The sequence below is a fragment of the Pseudonocardia nigra genome (assembly GCF_019396355.1).
Taxonomy (GTDB): domain Bacteria; phylum Actinomycetota; class Actinomycetes; order Mycobacteriales; family Pseudonocardiaceae; genus Pseudonocardia; species Pseudonocardia nigra.
The window spans coordinates 1-19,701 of sequence record NZ_JAHKRK010000147.1 but is presented as its reverse complement, the minus strand read 5'-3'; the positions used below and the strand labels follow the sequence as shown (position 1 = coordinate 19,701).

General features: G+C 73.5%; 21 protein-coding genes and 3 pseudogenes. 12 read left to right on the top strand and 12 right to left on the bottom strand.

Annotation, left to right across the window (positions count from 1 at the left end; genetic code table 11):
* Both KME75_RS28045 and KME75_RS28040 read right to left on the bottom strand, forming a co-directional pair.
* Positions 1-370, bottom strand: a pseudogene (locus KME75_RS28045) (hypothetical protein); the annotation flags it as partial.
* A gap of 464 nt (positions 371-834) precedes the next feature.
* A complete protein-coding gene (locus tag KME75_RS28040) occupies positions 835-1,338 on the bottom strand; it encodes a MarR family winged helix-turn-helix transcriptional regulator (protein ID WP_219417890.1) in 504 nt (167 codons plus the stop codon).
* 129 nt (positions 1,339-1,467) lie between these two features.
* Between KME75_RS28040 and KME75_RS28035 the strand changes: the two genes are divergently transcribed.
* Entirely contained in the window at positions 1,468-1,770 is a 303-nt protein-coding gene (locus KME75_RS28035) for a thiamine-binding protein (RefSeq protein ID WP_219417893.1), read from the top strand.
* Positions 1,767-2,681 carry an alpha/beta hydrolase gene (locus KME75_RS28030; RefSeq protein WP_219417889.1) on the top strand — a complete coding sequence of 305 codons (915 nt, stop codon included), beginning with the start codon at positions 1,767-1,769 and terminating at the stop codon, positions 2,679-2,681. The genes KME75_RS28035 and KME75_RS28030 overlap by 4 nt, the downstream gene beginning before the upstream one ends.
* Here KME75_RS28030 and KME75_RS28025 read toward each other — a convergent pair.
* Positions 2,656-2,949, bottom strand: coding sequence for a hypothetical protein (locus KME75_RS28025; protein WP_219417888.1), 294 nt, complete (start codon positions 2,947-2,949; stop codon positions 2,656-2,658). The genes KME75_RS28030 and KME75_RS28025 overlap by 26 nt on opposite strands.
* 277 nt (positions 2,950-3,226) lie before the next feature.
* Between KME75_RS28025 and KME75_RS28020 the strand changes: the two genes are divergently transcribed.
* Together KME75_RS28020 and KME75_RS28015 are read left to right on the top strand one after the other, a co-directional pair.
* On the top strand, positions 3,227-4,105 hold the full coding sequence (locus tag KME75_RS28020) for an SCO6745 family protein (RefSeq protein ID WP_219417887.1): 879 nt from the start codon (positions 3,227-3,229) through the stop codon (positions 4,103-4,105).
* Between the two features lie 56 nt (positions 4,106-4,161).
* A complete protein-coding gene (locus KME75_RS28015; protein WP_308283151.1) occupies positions 4,162-5,124 on the top strand; it encodes a tetratricopeptide repeat protein in 963 nt (320 codons plus the stop codon).
* Here the strand turns inward: KME75_RS28015 and KME75_RS28010 are convergent.
* Positions 5,084-5,656: a MerR family transcriptional regulator gene (locus KME75_RS28010; protein ID WP_219417886.1), complete on the bottom strand. Its 573-nt coding sequence runs from the start codon at positions 5,654-5,656 to the stop codon at positions 5,084-5,086. The two genes, KME75_RS28015 and KME75_RS28010, sit on opposite strands and share 41 nt — an antisense overlap.
* On the opposite strand from KME75_RS28010, the gene KME75_RS28005 reads away from it, so the two are divergent.
* The 7 genes and pseudogenes from KME75_RS28005 to KME75_RS43755 all read left to right on the top strand — a co-directional run.
* Positions 5,655-6,281, top strand: coding sequence for a class I SAM-dependent methyltransferase (locus KME75_RS28005; RefSeq protein WP_246632994.1), 627 nt, complete (start codon positions 5,655-5,657; stop codon positions 6,279-6,281). The genes KME75_RS28010 and KME75_RS28005 overlap by 2 nt on opposite strands.
* A gap of 73 nt (positions 6,282-6,354) precedes the next feature.
* A complete protein-coding gene (locus KME75_RS28000; protein ID WP_219417885.1) occupies positions 6,355-8,181 on the top strand; it encodes a penicillin-binding transpeptidase domain-containing protein in 1,827 nt (608 codons plus the stop codon).
* A 195-nt stretch (positions 8,182-8,376) separates the two neighbouring features.
* Positions 8,377-8,757 (top strand): DUF3054 domain-containing protein, encoded by a 381-nt coding sequence (locus tag KME75_RS27995; protein ID WP_219417884.1) that lies wholly within the window; start codon positions 8,377-8,379, stop codon positions 8,755-8,757.
* Between the two features lie 77 nt (positions 8,758-8,834).
* On the top strand, positions 8,835-9,419 hold the full coding sequence (locus KME75_RS27990; protein ID WP_219417883.1) for a DUF3558 domain-containing protein: 585 nt from the start codon (positions 8,835-8,837) through the stop codon (positions 9,417-9,419).
* Positions 9,420-9,503: 84 nt separating this feature from the next.
* Positions 9,504-9,830, top strand: a complete 327-nt coding sequence (locus tag KME75_RS27985) for a hypothetical protein (protein WP_219417882.1) — start codon at positions 9,504-9,506, stop codon at positions 9,828-9,830.
* Between the two features lie 62 nt (positions 9,831-9,892).
* Positions 9,893-10,750, top strand: a complete 858-nt coding sequence (gene map / locus KME75_RS27980) for a type I methionyl aminopeptidase (RefSeq protein WP_219417881.1) — start codon at positions 9,893-9,895, stop codon at positions 10,748-10,750.
* A gap of 54 nt (positions 10,751-10,804) precedes the next feature.
* Positions 10,805-11,158, top strand: a pseudogene (locus KME75_RS43755) (pyridoxamine 5'-phosphate oxidase family protein); the annotation flags it as partial.
* 254 nt (positions 11,159-11,412) lie between these two features.
* Here KME75_RS43755 and KME75_RS27970 read toward each other — a convergent pair.
* The 8 genes and pseudogenes from KME75_RS27970 to KME75_RS27935 form a co-directional block, all read right to left on the bottom strand.
* Positions 11,413-11,862, bottom strand: a complete 450-nt coding sequence (locus KME75_RS27970; RefSeq protein ID WP_219417880.1) for an SRPBCC family protein — start codon at positions 11,860-11,862, stop codon at positions 11,413-11,415.
* Between the two features lie 16 nt (positions 11,863-11,878).
* A pseudogene (locus tag KME75_RS27965) lies at positions 11,879-12,339 on the bottom strand (peroxiredoxin).
* Between the two features lie 60 nt (positions 12,340-12,399).
* The gene (locus KME75_RS27960; RefSeq protein WP_219417879.1) at positions 12,400-13,221 is read right to left on the bottom strand and encodes a DUF1295 domain-containing protein; all 822 of its coding nucleotides are present in this window, start codon (positions 13,219-13,221) and stop codon (positions 12,400-12,402) included.
* A gap of 6 nt (positions 13,222-13,227) precedes the next feature.
* A complete protein-coding gene (locus tag KME75_RS27955) occupies positions 13,228-14,610 on the bottom strand; it encodes an SAM-dependent methyltransferase (RefSeq protein ID WP_219417878.1) in 1,383 nt (460 codons plus the stop codon).
* Between the two features lie 17 nt (positions 14,611-14,627).
* A complete protein-coding gene (locus KME75_RS27950) occupies positions 14,628-15,917 on the bottom strand; it encodes an SAM-dependent methyltransferase (protein ID WP_219417877.1) in 1,290 nt (429 codons plus the stop codon).
* Complete coding sequence (locus KME75_RS27945; RefSeq protein WP_219417876.1) at positions 15,914-16,639, bottom strand: DUF1365 domain-containing protein; 726 nt, start codon at positions 16,637-16,639, stop codon at positions 15,914-15,916. The genes KME75_RS27950 and KME75_RS27945 overlap by 4 nt, the downstream gene beginning before the upstream one ends.
* A 62-nt stretch (positions 16,640-16,701) precedes the next feature.
* Complete coding sequence (locus KME75_RS27940; RefSeq protein ID WP_219417875.1) at positions 16,702-17,964, bottom strand: NAD(P)/FAD-dependent oxidoreductase; 1,263 nt, start codon at positions 17,962-17,964, stop codon at positions 16,702-16,704.
* Positions 17,965-18,037: 73 nt separating this feature from the next.
* Positions 18,038-18,736, bottom strand: a complete 699-nt coding sequence (locus tag KME75_RS27935) for an alpha/beta hydrolase (protein WP_219417874.1) — start codon at positions 18,734-18,736, stop codon at positions 18,038-18,040.
* A gap of 188 nt (positions 18,737-18,924) precedes the next feature.
* Here KME75_RS27935 and KME75_RS27930 point away from each other — a divergent pair.
* Positions 18,925-19,701: lysophospholipid acyltransferase family protein (locus tag KME75_RS27930; RefSeq protein WP_219417873.1), on the top strand; the 777-nt coding region annotated here is incomplete at its 3' end.

The following is a 19,701-nucleotide window of genomic DNA, read 5'->3' as shown; positions in this document are numbered from 1 at the left end:
CGAGCCTGCGCGCTGCGGCGAGCTGCTCCCACCACAGCCGCACCCCCGCGCGGTCGACGGCGGCCGCGGCCGCGAGCCCGGCCCGCAGCTCTTCGGCCGCCGAGACCGCCGCTGCGCGCTCGACGGGGTCGCCCAGCCCGAGCTCGGCGGGCGTGCGGTCGTACAGCTCGCCCAACAGCGCCCGGTACTGCGGCTCCGGGAGCGCATGGCCGTTCTCCCACCGGGAGAGCAGGGACTTCAGGCTTGCGGCGGCCGCAACGGGAGCGCCCGTCGCCCGGCCCAGCGCCGCCAGCTCGCGTGCCGCCTCCGACTGTGACCAGCCGCGGGACACGCGCGCGGCCCGCAGGCCCGTGCCCTCACCTCGGCCCATCCGCCCCTCCTGGACGTGTTGGTGTGCGATGCGGTCAGGGTGCCGCAGGGGTCCGACAGGAACCGCCCCGGCACGACGACCTCGTCGAGGCGCCGCCGGCTGCGGCGCCGGGAATTGTCGGTGCCCGGGCATACCGTCGACGACGTTGCCGTAACAGGGCGTCAACAGTGGCTCGAGGGGTGGAGATGGATCTCACGACGTGTTCGGCTTGTGCGCTGGCAGGTTCGGTCGGCGGAGCGGTCACGGGCTACTGCGCGGGGCGGCGGAGCGCGGGGGGCAAGCGCCGGCGGCGGGGGCGGCGGGCAGCAACGCGGGGCGACCGCACGATGCGGTCCTGGCCCGGGGGCAGACGCCGCGACCAGCGAGGGCCCGACCGCGACAGCCGCGGCCCGGGGGCGCCGCCCGACGGTGGGGAAGTGCAGCGGTGACGGCGCGACGTCCGGGCCCAGTGGGGCCCGCCCGCGTCACTCGAAGTCGCCCGCCGCCCGGCGCACCTGCCCCAGCAGCTGCGTCAGCTGCGTCTCCTGATCGGCGCTGAGGCCGGTGAGCCCGAAGTCGATCTCGGTCACCGATTTGGTGGCGTGCTCCAGCACGGCCGACCCTGCCTCCGTGATCTCCACCAGAGTGGCCCGGCGGTCGGTCGGATGCGGGGTGCGGCGCACGAGTCCGTCGGCCTGCAGCCGGTCCACGATGTTGGTCACGCTCGTCGGGTGCAGCTGCAGGCGCTCGCCCATCACACGCATCGGCAACCGTCCGGTGCGGGAGAACGTCAGTAGCACCAGTGCCTCGTACCGGGCGAAGGTCAGCCCGTGCGGGCGCAGTGCGCCGTCCACGGCCGAGAGGAGGATCTGCTGCACGCGCATCACGCTGGTCACCGCCGCCATGGTGCGGGCGGGGCCGATCCGCTGGTCCCACAGTTCCGCCGCCCGCATGATCGGGTCGAACGGCAGGGGGTCGCGATGCGCCATGACCGCCGACGCTAGCAGTGCGCCCCGGCAGGCCACGGCCACGGCCGCCCGGCACCGGCGGGCGGGTCGGCGATCGAGGCCGCGGGCGCCGGGGTCGCGGGGCCCCCCGTGCTGGTGCAGGCTGTCGCCATGCTCTTCGCATTCAGCATCGCCCCCGCGGGCAACGGTTCGGACAGCGTCGGTGAAGTCGTCGCGGAGGCTGTCCGCGTCGTCCGGGAGTCGGGACTGCCCAACGAGACCACGTCGATGTTCACCACCATCGAGTCCGAGAGCTGGGACGAGGGCATGGCGGTGGTCAAGCGCGCCGTCGAGGCGGTGCAGGCGCACGCGCCGCGCGTGAGCCTGGTGCTCAAGGCCGACATCCGGCCGGGCCACACGGGGCAGCTCCAGGCCAAGGTGGAGCGGGTGGAAGCCGCGCTCGAGGGGAAGTGAGCGGGACGAGGGTGGATGCCGGCGCGGTGGAGCGCGACGGCGTCACGCGGATCGTCCTCGTGCACGGCGCGTGGCACGACGCCTCGTCCTGGGCGCCGCTCGTCCGGGAGTTGAGGTCCCGCGGGCACGACGTCGTCGCGGTCGACCTGCCGTCGGAGCAGCCCGGGCTCGGGGCGGAGCACTACGCGGAGGCGGTGGAGGCCGCGCTCGCACCGATCGGGCCCTCCGACCGGTTCGTGCTGGTCGGGCACTCGCTCGGCGGGCTCACCGTGCCCGTGGTGGCGCAGCGGCTCGGAGCGGAGCGGGTGGCCGCGCTGGTGCTGGTGGCGGCACTGGTGCCACGGCCCGGAATGTCGTCCGACGACCAGATGCGGGCCGAGCCGGGAATCATGGCGCCCGGGTTCGGGCGCGGCCAGCAGCGCAACGACGACGGCACCACCTGGTGGCCTGCCGAGGCCGCGGTCAGTGGGTTGTACGCAGGGGTGTCCGCGGAGGCGTCCGACGAGGTGGTGGCCGCGGCGGTGTCCCGGCTGCGGCCCAGGCGTGGGCGGTCGGCCGAGAGCTCACACCGCTCACGGCCTGGCCCGACGTGCCCACGGTCGTCGTCGTGTGCGCCGAGGACAGGGTCGTCGGCCCGGAGCGGCTGCGGCGCCTGGCGGGGGAGTTGCCGGGTGCGCGGCTGGTGGAACTGCCGGGCGGGCACTTCCCGATGCTCACGCGACCGCACGAGCTGGCGACGATCATCGAGCAGGCCGCAGCAGCCGAGAAGGTGGGGGAGGAGTAGCGGAACGGGAACGGCCATGGGCAGGAGGTCTGCACCGACGGTGCTGTGCGACCCCCTGTCCATGGCCGCCGGGCACTGCCGCACGAGCGGCAGCGGCCGGATCAGCCCAGGGCGACGTTCAGGGTGAAGAAGAAGACGCCGATCAGGATGGCGGCCGCGCCGAGCGTGATCGCGATCTTGGCCTGCTTCGCCGACACGGGGCGGCGCACGGCGGCGACACCCAGGCCCACCGCAGTGGCGCCGACGATCCAGCCGAGGATCGAGATCGGGCTGACGAGCAGAGCGATCGCGCCGACGATCAGCGCTGCCTTGCCCAGTGCCGGGCTCTCCTCCTTGGCGGTCTTCTTGCGCGCGTCGTTGAGCAGGCGGTCGGCGACGGTGTTCTCCGTGCTCATGCAGGTTCCTTCGAGTGCGGGAAGCCGCGGGTCGCGGCCGGACGAATGTCTACGCAGAGCGACCGCGAGGTCACTCACACATCATCAACGATTGGTTCCCGTGTCTGGTGCTCCGCCAGTCCGGTGGTCGATCGCGGCCCGCGACCGGCCGATCGCCGAAAGTGATCGCCCTGAGTGATCGGGATCCACCGGATAGAGGGATCTTGGCCGGATGTCCTCGGTCGTCCTACTGTCCGAACGGGCTCTCCGCGGCGGAGAGCGGGAGCGGGGACGGGTGATGGGTGAACGCGACGAACACCGGGCGCGACGGGTCTGGCGGGCGCTCGAACCCGTCCATGCCGTCACCTATTTCGCACCGGAGTCCCGGGCGGCGTGCGAGGAGCTGGGCACGAAGGGCTACTGGATGAGCTACTTCGCGCTGCGGGCCGCACCGCTCGGCGCGGCGCATCCGGAGCTCGTCACCGCGCTGTTCTACAACTTCCATCCGGGCCTCGTCGCCAGGTCCGTGCCGCATGTGTGGTCGCTCGCGCGTCCCGAGCGGTTCGTCGACGTGCGCCTCGAAGCGGTCGACGCTGCGCTGCACCGTCTGCTCGGCCCCGAGGTGCTCGCCGCGCCGGACGTGGCCAAGGCCGCCGTGATCGCGCGTGACGCCGCGCTCGCCGCCCCGACCGCGGGCCGGGCACTCGCGGCCGCCAACTCCGCGCTGCCGTGGCCCGACGCCCCGCACTTGGTGCTCTGGCACGCGCAGACGGTGCTGCGGGAGCACCGCGGGGGCGGGCACGTGGCCGCGCTCCTCATGGCGGGTCTCGACCCGGTCGAGGCGCTCGTCCTGTTCGCCGCGGAGCACGACATGGATCCGGAGTGGTTGCGCACGCGGCGCGGCTGGTCGGAGGAGGAGTGGACCGAGGCCGTGGCGCGGCTCACCGAGCGCGGGTTGGTCGACGGCGCCGGGCTGACGGCTGCGGGGCGCGCGCTGCGGGTGGAGGTGGAGGCACACACCGACGCCGCGGCGGACGCCCCGTGGGCGGTGCTCGGCGCGGAGCGCGCGGAGCGGCTCGTGGCGCTGGCCGCGCCGCTCGTCACCGCGATCGTGGCCGGTGACGGCTTCCTCCCGGCAAACCCGATGGGCCTGCGCCCGCTCGTCGCCACGAGCTGAGCGCCGGGCTCCGGTCGGGGCGGACGGCGGATCGCCAGCGTGCCAGGATGAGGAGCGTGACTCGACCCAATCCCCGTCAGGCGGCCCAGACGGCCGCGCTGTCGTCCGCCATGGCCGGTGCGGTCGACCTCTCCGCCCTCAAGGCCCGTTCCGAGGCGGCGGCCCGCCAGCAGGCCGCACCCGCGGCGGTGGACGGTGGCGCGAGCCAGTTCGTCGTCGACGTCACCGAGCAGACCTTCCAGACCGAGGTGATCGAGCGGTCGACGCAGGTGCCGGTCGTCGTCGACCTGTGGGCCACCTGGTGCGGTCCGTGCAAGCAGCTCTCCCCGGTGCTCGAGCGCCTCGCCGAGGCGGCGGGCGGCGCGTGGATCCTCGCGAAGGTCGACGTCGACGCCAACCCGCGGATCGCACAGGCCTTCGGTGTCCAGTCGATCCCGATGGTGGTGGCGGTCGTCGCCGGCCAGCCGGTCGACGCGTTCAACGGGGCGCTGCCCGAGCCGCAGGTGCGTCAGTGGATCAATGCGCTGCTCGACGCCCTCCGCGACCGCATGCCCGGGATCGCCCAGGCGGAGGCGGCGGCAGGCGGCGCGGAGCCCGTCGAGGAGCCCGAGGACCCGCGGTTCACCGCGGCCGAGGACGCCCTCGAGCACGGCGACTACGCCGCCGCCGAGGCGGCCTACGAGCAAATCCTCGCCGGCGAGCCGGCCAACGAGCAGGCCGCGGCCGCGTTGTCGCAGGTGCGGTTCCTCGCGCGTGCGGAGCAGGCCGACCCCACGGCGGTCGCCCGTGCCGACGCCGCCCCCGACGACGTCGACGCCCAGCTCGCCGCGGCCGACGCCGAGGTGGCGGGCGACGCCGTCGAGGCGGCGTTCACGCGGCTGGTGACCACCGTGGGCCGCACGGCGGGCGACGAGCGCGACCGCGTCCGCGAACACCTGGTGGGGCTGTTCGAGCTGTTCCCGGCCGACGACCCGCGGGTCACCGCCGCGCGGCGGGCGCTGGCCCGCGCGCTGTTCTGACACCGGCCCCACGCCCCGGCAGCTCCCGGGCTACACGCAGTCGGTGACCCCGCCGCGCACCCCGGTGCGGAACAGCGGTTACTCCGTGCGGGGACGGCAGCGGCGCGCCCGCCACCAGCGCGTCCAGGGCGCCCCGCAGGTAGGGGCAGTCGCGCACGGGCTCCGGCGCGGGGCAGTCGCGACTCGACAGCAGCACCTCCCGGGCCCGCTGGGCGCGCGCGATCTGCGCGTCGAGCGCCGCGACCTGCTCGTCGACCACCCGACCCCACCCGTCGGGGCCCGGGCGGAGCGCCGCGCGGATCGCGGCGAGCCCGAGCCCGAGGTCACGGGCGATCGCGATGAACGCGAGCCTGCGCAGCGCGTCCGGCCCGTAGCGGCGCCTGCCGTCACGGCGCGCGGGGGCGTCGAGCAGTCCCTCGCTCTCGTAGAACCGGATCGCCGACGGCGCGAGGCCCAGCCGGCGCGCGGCCTCGCCGATGCCGACGTCGGTGCTTGACGTCAAGGGCACTTGAGCATCCACGGTGGAGGCCATGACCACCTCGATACCACCGTCGTGGACGACGGGTCGTTCCCCGAACGGGTTCGCCGCGCTGCCCGCCGGCCGCGCCGGGCGGATCGGCGGCAGGCTGATGCGCCGGATGAACGGCGGGCAGCAGCGCGAGCTGCTCGACCTCCTCGGCGACGCGGCTGCGGGCGACGTGCTGGAGGTCGGGCACGGGCCCGGGGTGCTGCTCGGGCTGCTCGTGCGCCGCTCCGCGGTCCGGCGGATCGTGGGCGTCGACCCGTCCCAGGACATGCGATGGCTGGCCGTGCGGGCGCTGGCGTGGGAGATCGCCGCGGGGCGCGTCGAGATCCGGCCCGGTGACGCCGCCGCGACCGGCCTGCCCGACGGCGCCGTCGACCTCGCCGTCTCGGTCAACAACATCGCGATCTGGCCCGACCTCGACGCCGGGGTGGCCGAACTGCGTCGCGTGGTGCGGCCGGGCGGGCGGCTGCTGCTCAGCTGGCACGGCGGCACGGAGCCGGCACGGGCCGCGCGGCGGCTGCTGCTGCCCGAGGAGCAGCAGGCGCGCATCGAGGACGCGGTGCGAGCGCGGTTCGCCGAGGTGCGGCGGGTGGGGACGCGGCGGTGCACGGTGGTCGACGCCCGCGGCTAGACGATCACATGTCGTGACGCGCCCACCACGGCGCGTCGCAGAACTGTCGGTGCGCCTCGGCATACTCGCCGACATGCCCCACCCCCGACCGTCCCGCACCGCGCACCGGTTGCTCGCGCTCGCCGCCGCGCTGGTCGTGCTGCTCGCCACCGTGGGCTGCGGGCTCTTCGGCGACGACGGGCCGGAGGAGACGGTCACCGGCTTCCTCGCGGCCTGGTCCGCCGGCGACACGGGCGCGGCCGCTGCACTCACCGACGACCCGGCCGCGGCGGGCGAGCTGCTGGCCGCCACGCGCGACGCGCTGGCGCCGGAGGCGCTCGTCGCCGAGCTCGCCCAGGTGCGCACCGCGAGCGGCGAGGCCACGGCCTCCGTCGACGTCACGTGGCGGTTCGGGCCCGGGCGCACGTGGAGCTACCTCGGTGAGCTGGAGCTGCTGCCCGCCCCCGACACCGAACAGGGCTGGCGCGTGCACTGGTCGCCCACCGTGGTGCATCCGCAGCTCGCCGCGGGGCAGCGGCTCGCCGTGCGCACCCAGGCCCCGCCGCCCGCCCCGGTCGTCGACCGCGACGGGGTGCCGCTGCTGGAGTCCACCCCGGTCGTGAGCGTGCTGCTGGACCGGCGTGCCACCGGCGAGCTGCCCGCCGTGGCCGGAGCGCTCGCCGCTGTGCTGTCGCCGCTCGACCGGCAGATCACGCAGACCTCGATCGTCGAGGGGGCGGCGCGCACCCCGGACGGGCAGGCCTACACCGTCGCGGTGCTGCGGGAGACCGACTACGAGAGCGTCAAGACCGCCATCTACGACCTGCCGGGGGTGCGGTTCACCACGTCCGAGCGGCTGCTGGCGCCCGACGCCGACTTCGGGCGGCAGGTGCTACCGAACGTCCGCACCGAGCTGGCGGCCCAGCTGGAGGGTGTCGCGGGCTGGTCGGTGCTCGTGGTCGACGGCGCGGGCAACCGGATCCGCAGCCTCGTGGAGGAGCAGCCGCGGCCGGGGAACACCGCGGCCGTGGGAATGGACCGGGCGGTGCAGACGGCGGCGGAGGACGCCGTCGAGCCGGTGGAGCAGCAGACTATGCTCGTGGCGGTCGCGCCGTCCACCGGCGACCTGCTGGCGGTGGCCCAGAACGACGCGGCCGACGCCGAGGGCGCGCTCGCACTCACCGGCCGGTACCCGCCGGGCTCCACCTTCAAGATCGCCACCGCGGCCGCGGCGATCGCGGGCGACGGCCTCACGACCGCCTCGCCGGTCGCCTGCCCCGGCGTCACGGTCATCGGGGGCAGGCCGGTGCCCAACGCTGACCGCTTCGACCTGGGCACCGTCCCACTCCGCACTGCCTTCGCCCGCTCGTGCAACACCACGTTCGCCCAGCTCGCGGCGGGCTTCGAGCCGGGGGAGCTGCCGGAGGCGGCGCTCCGGCTGGGGATCGGCGCCGACTACGTCGTGCCGGCGCTCACCACCATCACCGGCTCGGTGCCCCCGTCCGGTGACGTGGTGCAGCGGGCGGAGAACGGCTTCGGCCAGGGGCAGGTCCTGGCGAGCCCGCTCGGCGTGGCGCTGATGGCCGCCACGGTGGCCCGTGGCGCCCCGGTCGTCCCGCAGCTGATCCGCGACCGCCCCACCGAGGTGGTGCGGCCGCCGGGCGAGCCCGACCCCGCGGTGCTGGAGCAGCTGCGCCCGATGATGCGTGCGGTCGTCACCGAGGGCACGGCCACCGCGCTGGCGGGGTGGGGGGAGGTGTACGGCAAGACCGGCACGGCGGAGTTCACCGGCGACGGCCGGGCCCACGGCTGGTTCGTCGGGTACCGCGGCGATGTGGCGTTCGCCGTGCTGGTGGTCGACGGCGGCTCGTCCGGGCCCGCGGTCCAGGTGGCGCAGCGGTTCCTGGCCGCGCTGGGCTGAACCCGTCGCGGGGGTGCGAGGGCCGGGGCGGCGGGTGGACGTGCGGTGACCAAGGCGCTGCTGCCGTCCTGGATCGAGTCGGAAGGGACGTCGGCGCCTTGATCGACGGGCTCGCGTCCGATCGCGCGGGACATGGTGTGTGAGTTCCGCGCACGCTTCGACGCCGGGCTTGCCCCGGCGCTTACTCTGGAACCCATGTCCTCGCGCCGGATCCCCGTGCTCGCGCTCGTGGCCGACGTGGTCGCGGTGGTCGTCTTCGCCGCGATCGGGCGGATGAACCACAGCGCCTCCGACGACCTCCTGGGTCTCGCAGGCACGGCCGCGCCGTTCCTGGTGGGGCTGGTCGCCGCGTGGGCCACCCCGGTCGTGCGGGCCCAGCCCGCCGGGCTGAAGGCCGGAAGCGTGGTGCTCGCGGGCACGGTCGTCATCGGGCTGGCCGTCCGGGCCGGCTTCACCGGCCGGCTGCCGCTGAGCTTCGCGCTGGTCACGGCCGTCGCACTGGCGGTGCTGCTGCTCGGCTGGCGGGGACTGTCGCTGCTGGTGTCGCGTCGCACCGCCGACCGCGCGCTGCGCTGAGATCGGCCGCCCATCCTGCCGTTCCACCTGCGCGGATCCGGGCCGGGACGCGGGGGGTTTGCGCTAGCGTCGGGTGGGTGCGCCGCGTCCTGCTGCTGATCGCCGCTGCGGCGCTGCTCGGTGCCTGCACCACCGACGGCCCGGGGCAGGCCGCGGCCGCGCCGACCCCGACGGCCACCGCAACCGGGCCGATCGGGCTCGTCCTCCCGCCCCGGCCGCGCGAGCTGCCCCTTGACGGCGTGGATCCGTGTGCGCTACTGACTCCGGAGCAGCGCGAGATGCTCGGGCTGAACGACAACTCGGTCCGGTCGACCACGACGGCGCGGGTGTTCGCGGGCCCGACCTGCTCCATCCGTGGGGACGAGCCCCGTGCGATCTCGGTCGGGTTCGCGCTCGCGACCGATAGTGGGATCGAGGCGCTCACCTCCCCCGGTACGACGACCGACGAGATCACCCCGATCACGGTCCAGGGTTTCCCGGCGATCCTGGCCCGGCCGCCCATCCCGGACTTCTGTTCCGTGGACGTGGACGTGGCCGAAGGCCAGTTCCTCGATGTGATCTTCCGAGACGGCGGCCGACTGCCGCCGATCCCGCAGGACCAGCTCTGCCGGGACGCGGTCGAGGTGGCCGAACAGGCCGTGGGGACCCTGCTCGCGCGCTGAGGGGTTACCGTTGCGACGAACCAGGGCGGGGCGTGCGATCTTCCCGGTAGCGTCGGCCCGGACGCCCCACTCGTGGAGGTCACCTTGTCGGACCTGCCCAGCCTCACGCTCCGGGTCGAGCCGGACGCCCTTCCAGCCCTGCGTGCGGCCTATGGACGTGCTGCAGACGATATCGGCGACCTGTTGAACGACGTGGGCCGCCGCGGTCGCCTCGCCGAGCCGGCCGACGACATCAGCGTCGGGATGGCCGAGCACTACAACCACGAGGTCATGGACGGTGCCTACTCCACGTACACGGCGCTGCGCCGCTATGAGCAGGAACTCCGCAAAGTCGTCGACACCCTGAAGCGCAGGGAGGACGACTACCGCCGCAACGAGGACGCCGTCGCCGACGAGTGGCGGCGTAGCTGATTGCCACCGGCCGTGCCCGCGACGCATCCGGCCACTCCGGCGGCCCGCCTAGACTGGAGCGCATGCCCGCCCGCACGCTGCTCACCCCCGGCACCGTCTCGCCGATCCGCCCCGTCCCCGCCCACATTCCGCGGCCGGAGTACGTCGGCAGGAACAAGCCGACGCGCAGCAGCGACCCGTGGGTGCAGACGCCCGAGGTCATCGAGGCGATGCGGGTGGCGAGCCGACTCGCGGCGCAGGCCCTCGAGCTGGGTGGCCGGACGGTGGCCCCTGGCGTCACCACGGACGAGGTCGACCGCGTGATCCACGAGTTCCTCGTCGACCACGACGCCTACCCGTCCACCCTCGAGTACAAGGGCTTCCCGAAGTCGTGCTGCACGAGCCTCAACGAGGTGATCTGCCACGGCATCCCGGACTCCACCGTGATCCAGGACGGCGACATCGTCAATATCGACGTCACCGCCTACATCGGTGGCGTCCACGGCGACACCAACGCCACGTTCCTCGCCGGTGACGTGAGCGAGGAGGACCGTCTGCTCGTCGAGCGCACCCGCGAGGCCACGATGCGCGCGATCAAGGCGGTGCGCCCCGGCAGGGAGCTCAACGTGGTCGGGCGGGTGATCGAGTCCTACGCCAAGCGGTTCGGCTACGGCGTGGTCCGCGACTTCACGGGGCACGGCATCGGCCGGTCCTTCCACAGTGGGCTGGTCGTCCTGCACTACGACGAGCCGAGCGTGCACACCGTCCTGGAGCCCGGGATGACGTTCACGATCGAGCCGATGATCACCCTCGGTACGATCGACTACGACATCTGGGACGACGGCTGGACCGTCGTCACGAAGGACCGCGCGCGCACCGCCCAGTTCGAGCACACCGTGCTGGTCACCGCCGACGGGGTGGAGATCCTCACCCTGCCCTGACCACCCGCTGGGAACGCGCTTGGCGCCAGGGGACGCGCCTCCTAGGTTCGGTCCATGGGGAAGGTCTACGACGGCGTCGACGCCGGCATGGCGGCCTGGATCGAGCGGCAGCCGGTGTTCTTCGTGGCCACGGCGCCGCTGGCCGGCGACGGGCTGGTGAACCTGTCGCCGAAGGGCACGATCGGCACGTTCCGGGTGGTCGACGAGCACACCTTCGCCTATCTCGACATCACCGGCAGTGGCGTCGAGACGGTCGCCCACCTGCGGGAGAACGGCCGGGTCTGCGTGATGTTCTGCGCGTTCGACGGCCGCCCGAACATCATCCGGCTGCACGGCACCGGCCGGGCCGTGCTCCCCGGCGACCCGGCCTTCGACGCCGCGCTCGCGCCGTTCGGGGAGGCCGCCGCGAGCCGGCGTCCCTACCTGCGCAGCGTGGTCGTCGTGGACGTCACGCGGGTGTCGGACTCCTGTGGCTACGCGGTACCGCGCATGGAGCTCGTGGAGGAGCGGGAGACCCTCGACGCCGTGTGGCAGAGCCCGCGACGACGCGCGGAGCGCCCGCTACCACCTCGAGCGGAACGCGATGAGCCTCGACGGGCTGCCCGGCCTCCCGCGTGCCGCGGCGTCGGTTCAGGCCTGAGCGGAGCCTGCGGAGGGCACCATCAGCTCTGCGCGGCGGGCGTGCCGAAGATCGTGCCGAGCCGGGCCAGTGTGGCGTGGATCGAGCGCAGGTTGCGCTGCGGGGCCTTGAGCGTCTCGAGCAGGCCCGCGGCGGGCGAAGGCCCGTAGTCGAACGTCTCGGTGACCCGGGTGCCCCCGGGGATCGGCTCGAGCTCGTACCGCCAGATGTGCCGCCCGAAGTGCCGCCAGCCGATCCGGCGGTTCTCCTCGAACTCCACCACGGTGTTGCGGATCCGGTAGGGCAGCCCCCAGCGCATGTCCATGCCGAAGGTGGCGCCGAGGGCGAGCCGGTCCGGGCCGGACACCGCCGTGCGGACGGTGCCCGACCCGTCGAACTCCGCGTGCCGGCGCGGGTCGGCGAGCAGCGCGAACACCGCATCCGGGGACGCGCTGACGACGACGGACTCGCTGACGCGTCGAGGGGTGCTCATGACCGGACCCTACCGATCATGCGGGCTGCCGCTTGAGCAGCTCCAGCGCCTCGTCGGCGTGCATGTCGAACTTGCTCTCGCTGGCGAAGCTGCCCAGGAGCCGGCGGTCGGTGCCGATCACGAAGGTCATGCGGCGCGTGTGCAGGCCGCCGGGCAGGTACCAGCGGTAGGCGCCGAGCGACTTCGCGACGGGTGGCCCGGGTCGGACAGCAGCGGGTAGCCCAGCGAGTGCGCGCCGGCGAAGATGCTCTGCTTGGTGACGTTGTCGCTGCTGATCCCCACGGGCTGCGCGCCGAGCGCGGCGAACTCGGCCGCCAGGTCGCGGAAGTGGCACGCCTCCTGGGTGCACCCGCCGCTGGAGGCGATCGGGTAGAAGAACAGCACGACGGGACCGTTCGCCAGCAGGCTGCTGAGCCTGCGGGGAGTGCCCGTCTCGTCCTTCAGCTCGAAGTCCTCGACCTGGTCGCCGGTCTGCAACATCGCCACGCGGAGCCTCCTGTGCTCGTCCGTTCCACGATCGTCTTCGTCGGGGGCGCGCTACCGGTTCGCCGGTCTGCGCGGGGGCAGCGGCACGAACCCGCTCGTTCGCCGCACGTACTCGGCGTAGCCGGGCCGGCGCTCGCCGATCGTCGACTCCAGCAGCTTGGCACCCGTGCCGCGCACCAGCAGCCACGTCATCACCGCCGCGCCGACGATCCCGATCGACCCGGCGGCGTGGTGCAGCGACAACAGCGTCAGGCCCCACCACACTGCGGCGTCGCCGAAGTAGTTCGGGTGCCGGGTGTAGCGCCACAGGCCGCGGTCCATCACCTGGCCCGAGTTCGCCGGGTCCGCCCGGAAGGCGGCGAGCTGGGCGTCGCCGACGGCCTCGAACGTGAACCCGACGAGCCACATCAGCACCCCGAGCACGGTGAGGACGGCGGCCGGCGTCCCGTCGGCGTATCCGTACTGGCCCAGCTGCACCGGCAGCGACACGATCCACATCACCACGGCCTGCGGGAGGTACACCTTCCGCACGAGGTGCGCCGTGGGGTTGCCCCTGGCCTGCTCGAGGATCGCGACGTACCGCGGGTCCTCCGGCCTGCCGTGGTTGCGCCGGCCGATGTGCCAGGCCAGCCGCAGCCCCCACACGCACGTCAGGATGGTGATCAGCCAGCGGCGCCAGGTGTCGCCGTCGCCGGCCGACAACAGCAGCGTGGTGACGGCGACGACCGCGAAGTCGGCGCCCCACACCACGTCGATGCCGTCGTGACGGCCGCCGCGGACGGCCACGACGAGCGCCGCGGCGAACACCAGCCCGACCACGAGGGCGGTGACCCCGAGGTTGGTGAGCGCGGGCCCCCAGGGGAAGCCGGTCACGGTCGCCTACCGGGCCACGACGCCGTTGCGCGCCGGGTCCACGGGCGCGGGCGCCCCCGGGTCGGCGCCGAGGATCGCGTGGCGGCTGCGCGGCAGGCCCGAGCGGCCGTCGACGTCGGGACGCACCATGAGGATCTGGTGCACGCCCATCCGGTTCTCCTCGAACGCCAGCGCGGCGCCCGCGAGGTAGAGCAGCCACACCCGGTACTGCTCCTCGCCGATGAGCGCGACGGCCTCGGCCTTGCGCTCCTGCAGCGTGTCGAGCCAGGGACGCACGGTCCAGACGTAGTGCTCGCGCAGCGAGTGCACGTCGACGACCTCGAGCCCGGCCTCCTCGAGGAAGTTGAGGGTGGAGCCCAGGGGCCGCATGTACATGTCGGGCGCGACGTAGCTCTCCATGAACGCGCCGCCACCGGGCGCGGTGTTGTTCCCCGACGCGCCGCGCGACATCTGCTGCAGCAGCAGCCGCCCGTGCGGCAGGAGCAGCTTGTGCAGCTGCGCCGCGTAGACCGGATAGTTGTCCTGCCCGACGTGCTCGCCCATCTCGATCGAGGAGATCGCGTCGAACGGCTGGTCCGTGACCTCCCGATAGTCCTGCAGCCGGATCTCCACGCGATCCTGCAGACCCAGCGCCGCGACGCGGGCGAGCCCGTACTCGCGCTGCTGCGCGGACAGCGTGACGCCCACGGCCGTAACGCCGTAGTGCTGCGCCGCGTGGACCAGCAAGGACGCCCAGCCGCAACCGACGTCGAGCAGGCGCATGCCCGGCTGGAGATCGAGCTTGCGGCAGATGAGGTCGAGCTTGTCGCGCTGGGCGTCCACCAGCCCGTAGCCCGCGCCTGCCTCCTGTGTCCAGTAGCCGCAGGAGTAGGCCATCTGCGGGTCGAGCAGGAACTCGTAGAAGTCGTTGGACAGGTCGTAGTGGTGGGCGATCGCCGCCCGGTCGCGGCGGCGCGTGTGCAGCCCACCGGACAGCCGCGCCTCGGACGCGGGCGGCTTCGGGCGCGGGCCCAGTACCCCGAGCCGGGCTGCGACCTTGGCCGCGTCCAGCAGGTCGGCGGGGCCCAGCTTGAGCCCGCCGAGGTCCTGGGCCTTCGCGAGCTTCCAGAACCGGGACAGGCCGTCGGCGATGTCGCCCTCGACGTCCAGCTCGCCCGCCACGAACGCGCGGGCCAGCCCGAGCTCGCCGGGGTTCCACAGCAGCCGCCGCAGGGCGCGGCGGTGCCGGATGATCGCGACGGGAGCAGTGTCGATGCGCGATCCGCCTTCGCTTCGCGCGGCGGTCGGTCCGGTCTCGCTGCCGTCCCACGCCCGGATGCGGATGGGAAGCGGCGCGCCGACCAGGCGCTCGACGAGCCCGGCGAGCTGCGGGGCGACGGGGCTGGGCACAGGGGTCTCCCGGAAGGTCAGCGGGTGAGCGAGAGCTGGTGGACGTCGAGGTAACCGACGCGGAAGCCGGCCTCGCAGTAGGCCAGGTAGAACTCCCACATCCGGCGGAAGGTCTCGTCGAAGCCGAGCTCGGCCACGGTCTCCCAGCGGGACAGGAAGGTCTCCCGCCAGTGCGCCAGCGTGCGCGCGTAGTCCGGGCCGAGGCTGCGCTGCTGCGCGACGTGCAGGCCGGTGTGGTCGTGCAGGTTCTGCTCGATCGCCTCGACCGACGGGATCACTCCGCCCGGGAAGACGTACTTCGAGATCCAGGTGTAGTCGTCCTGCGACACCAGCATCCGGTCGTGCGGCATCGTGATCGCCTGCAGGCCGACCTTCCCACCGGGCCTGAGCAGCCGGTCCAACGCCGAGAAGTACGTGGGCCAGTACCGCACCCCGACGGCCTCGATCATCTCGACGCTGACGACGGCGTCGTAGCTGCCCTGCGCCTCGCGGTAGTCGCGCAGCAGCACCTGCACGCGGTCGGCCACGCCGGCGGCGGCGATGCGCTCCTCGGCGAGCTTCGCCTGCTCGGCGGAGATCGTCAGCGTGGTGACGCGGGCCCCGCGCTGTGCGGCGCGCCTGGCCAGCCCGCCCCAGCCGGTGCCGATCTCCAACACGTGCATGTCCGGGCCGACGCCCGCCAGGTCGAGAACGCCGTCGATCTTGCGGCGCTGGGCGTCGGCGAGGTCGTCGCTGCCGTCGGCGAACCACGCCGAGGAGTACGACATCGTCTCGTCGAGGAACGTGGCGAACAGCTCGTTGGACAGGTCGTAGTGGCGGTGGATGTTCTCCCGCGACCCGTCGATCGTGTTCGCCTCCTCCGCCGGCTGCCGGGCCTCCACGTAGCGGCGGAAGATCGGCTGCAGGGCGGGTGAGATCAGCGTGGACAGCTTCGCCGCGAACGGGGTGAGCAGATCGGCGGGCTGCGTGGAGGTCCAGTCCCCGGCCATGTAGGCCTCGCCGAACCCGATCTTCGACCGGGCACCGAGGCGGTGGAAGAACGCCGCGGGCCGCACGATCCGCATCACCGGGGAGCCCGGCCCGCCCGCGCCGATCCGCTCGCCGCCGGGGAACACCACCCGCACGGGCAGCGACCGCACCGCGCGCCGGAAGAGCGCCTCGGCGATCCGGGCGCGCGCCGGGACGTGCGGCGGTGTCGAGAGGCCCGGCCAGACGCCCTCGTTCGGGCGCGGCACGACGTGGTTGTTCGACCGCTTCACGACGACGCGGGGCGCGGCGGACACGGACCGGGTGCGTTCGATGGTCATTGGACGCCCTCCTGCGGAGTGTGTTTCGGCCGGGGGATGACGGGCAGCCTGCGCAGCCACAGGGCGATGCCGTGGCGGCGGATCAGCGCCGACGTGCGGTGGGTCATGAACGGGCGGCGCAGCAGCATCCGGGCCAGTGCGCCCGGGGACGCCGCCGTGCGGGTGCCCGCGAGCGTGGCGGTGAACGCCGTCGCGCCGCCCTGGCGCAGGGTCACGGAGATCGCGAGCCGGTCGCCGGGGACGCGCAGGTGCATCGTGTACTGCCCGTCGACGGAGAAGAACGGCGAGACGTAGAAGTCCTTGGCCGTGGTCGCGCGGCCCGTCTCGTCGGGGCGCAGGAGGTAGCAGTGCCGCTCGCCGTAGGTGTTGTGCACCTCGGCGACCACGCACTCCAGCGCGCCGTCCGGGCGGTGGCACCAGTAGACCGTGATCGGGTTGAACAGGTAGGCGAGCACCCTGGCGTTGGCGAGCATGAGCACTCGCCCGCCGCGCAGGTCGACGCCCTGACCGGCCAGCCACGCGTCGAGGTTCTCCCGGATGGTGCGGTGCGGGTCGCCGAGGTGGTCGCGCGCCTCGAACCGGGCGAACGGCCGCAGCGCCCGCGGCAGCCGCGGCAGGGCGTCGAGGTCGACCAGCCACAGGTAGATCGCGTGGCGGAACGACCGGTCCAGCTGCTGCCTGCGGACGTGGCGCACCTCGGCGTCGTAGAGCGCGGGCACCACCGGCCGTGAGTGGATACGAGTGCTATGGCACTCGTTTCCACTCACGGGCGCCGAAGGCGCGGTCACCAGCGCACGCCCAGCGACGCCGCCGCCCGGACGCCGGAGGCGCAGCCGTCCTCGTGGAATCCCCAGCCGTGGTAGGCGCCCGCGTAGGCGACGACGCCGTCGTTCAGCTCGGGCAGCCGGCGCTGCGCGGCGAGCGACTCCGGCGTGTAGATCGGGTGCTCGTACTGCATGCGGGCGAGCACGCGGTCCGGGTCGACGTGCCCGGCGCCGCCCAGCGTCACGACGTAGTCGTCGGGCTCGGCGAGGCGCTGCAGCCGGTTCATGTCGTAGCTGACGAGCACCGGTGCGTTCGCCGACGAGCAGGCGGGCTTGAGGTAGTTCCACGAGGCCCGGGCGCCGCTGCGCCGCGGGAGCACGGAGGTGTCCTGGTGCAGCCACGTCTCGTTCTGTGAGTACGTGAACGCCCCCAGGACGGCCTGCTCGGCGGCGGTGGCCCCGGCGAGCAGCGTGAGCGCCTGGTCCGGGTGGGTCGCGATCACCACGTGCTGCGCGCGGTGGACGTCGTCGGCGTCGTCGCGGATCTCGACGCCCTCGGCCGTGCGGGTCACGCTGCGGACCGGTGTGGAGACCTGCACCGCGGTCAGGTTCTTCACCGCCCGCTCCACGTAGCTGCGCGAGCCGCCCACGACGGTGCGCCACTGCGGTGACCCGCCGATCGACAGCAGGCCGTGGTGGTCGAGGAACGTGAACAGGTACCGCGCCGGGTAGGCCATCGAGACGGTCTCGCCCGCCGACCACACGGCGCTGACCACCGGGAGCATGAAGTGCTCCACGAAGTACCGGGAGTAGTCACCGATCGCGAGGAACGCACCCAGCGGGACGTCGCCGGCCCGCTCGTCGGAGAGCAGCCTGCGCGCGTGCCGGTGGAAGCGGCTGACCTCTGCGAGCATGCGCAGGTAGGCGGGGCGCGCGAGGTTGGAGGCCTGCGGGAACAGCCCGCCCAGCTTGCGGGCGCCCGCGTACTCCAGATCGCAGCCCTCGCAGCGCACGCTCATCGACATGTCCGAGTCCTGCGTGGCCACGCCGAGCTCGGCGAACAGCCGCAACAGATGCGGGTAGGTGCGCTCGTTGTGGACGATGAAGCCGGAGTCGACGTAGGCCGTGCTGCCGTCCGAAGTGGACAGCTCGTGGGTGTGGGCGTGCCCGCCGAGGCGGCTGTCGGCCTCGAAGAGCGTGACGTCGTGGTGGCGCTGCAGCAGGTAGGCGGCGGTCAGGCCGGCGACGCCGGAGCCAACGACGGCGACACTGCGGCGGCTCATGCGGGGATCCGGGGGATCGAGGTCATGGGTCGGCTCCAGGTCACGAAGCGGGGGGATCACGGAGCGGGCGAGGTCACGAAGCGAGTTCGGCGCGTAGCCCGGCCGGGGTGGGCTGTCGCAGAGCGTTCGCAATATCGGGGTCCTCGGGTTCGATCTCGAGTACGCCGAGTACGAAGCGGCGGACCAGCGACTGCCAGTCGCGCGCCCGGCTGAGCATGTAGTGGCCTGCGCCGTGCACCTCGAAGCGGCAGACCTGGTCGGTCACCCGCTTCGCCCGCAGGGCGTAGGCGTAGGACTCGCGGGGGTCGGTGTAGCGCTCGCGGTCGCCATGGGCGATGAGGACGGTGCGGCCCGCCAGCTGGTCGACCGGGTCGGAGGCGTCGAGCCACGGCGCGAGCGCGCAGACCGCCGTGACGTTGGGCGCGCCCGCGGCGGCCAGTGCGGCCCGGCCGCCCATCGAGTGCCCGACCAGCACCACCGGGGCACCGGGGTGGCGCCGCGCGATCTCGTCGAGGGCTTGGTGGGCGTCCCGCAGCGGGTCCCTGGTCGGGGCGTTCCAGCCCCGGTAGCGGTAGCGCAGCATGTACACCGCAGGGCCCGTGTGGGCGAGCGCCCGCGCGAACGGGAGCATCCGCCAGTACGACAGCCGCTTGCGCTCGCCGCTCTCCCGGCTGTGCGCCCGACCGCCGTGCAGGACGAGCACCACGCCGGGCGGCGACGCGGGCACGCGCCCGACGGGCTCGATGCGGGGGAGACGGGGATCGTCGGGCACGGACGGGACCTCACGGGCGGCTGGACGGGACGGTGCGTCGGGACATTCCGATGATCGGGCCCACTCGGATGACCACTGGGATCGACATCACACCCGGTCGTCCGATGGCCCGTCACCGACCGCGAGCGTCGGTGCGTCGCACTGCTCCTGAGAGGATCGACGGCAACGGTTCGGCTGGAGGAGGACGCATGGCAGGGGACCGACCGCTCTCGACGCGCGAGAAGATCGTGCTGACGTTCTCCCGCCGCTGGCGCGGATCGGGCTTCTGGTTCGGGCTCGCGATCGCGGTCATCTGGCCGTTCGCGATGTTCGGCACGAAGATCAGCTGGCGCGGCGGCGAGCACCTGCCCCGCACGGGCGGCGCCCTGCTGGCGATCAACCACGTGTCGTTCTCCGACCCGATCTTCGACGTGGCGTTCACGATCTGCCACGGCCGCATGCCGCGGTTCCTGGCGAAGTCCGAGCTGTGGAACGTTCCGATCGTCCGGTCGGTGCTGGGCAAGGGCGGCCACATCCCCGTCTACCGCGCCTCCGCGCGGGCAGGCGACGCGTACCGGGAGGCGATCGCCGCCGTGAAACGCGGCGAGATCGTCGCGTTCTACCCGGAGGGCACCTTCACCGACGACCCGGACGGCTGGCCGATGAAGGCCAAGAACGGGATCGGCAGGATCGCCCTCGTCACCGGCGCACCGGTGATCCCGGTGGCGAACTGGGGCACCCAGGACGTGCTGCCACCCCACACCAGCCGCCCGCGGCTGCTGCCGCGCAGGCGCGTGACGGTCGCGGCCGGGCCGCCCGTCGACCTCTCCGCCTGGGTCGGCGGACCCCGCACCCGCACCGCCCTCGACGCCACCACCGCGGCGATCATGGCCGACGTCACGGCGCTGGTGGCCGACATCCGCGGCGAGACCCCGCCCGCGGCGCCGTTCGACCCGGACGCCGCTCGCCGGCCGGCGGAGGCGTGC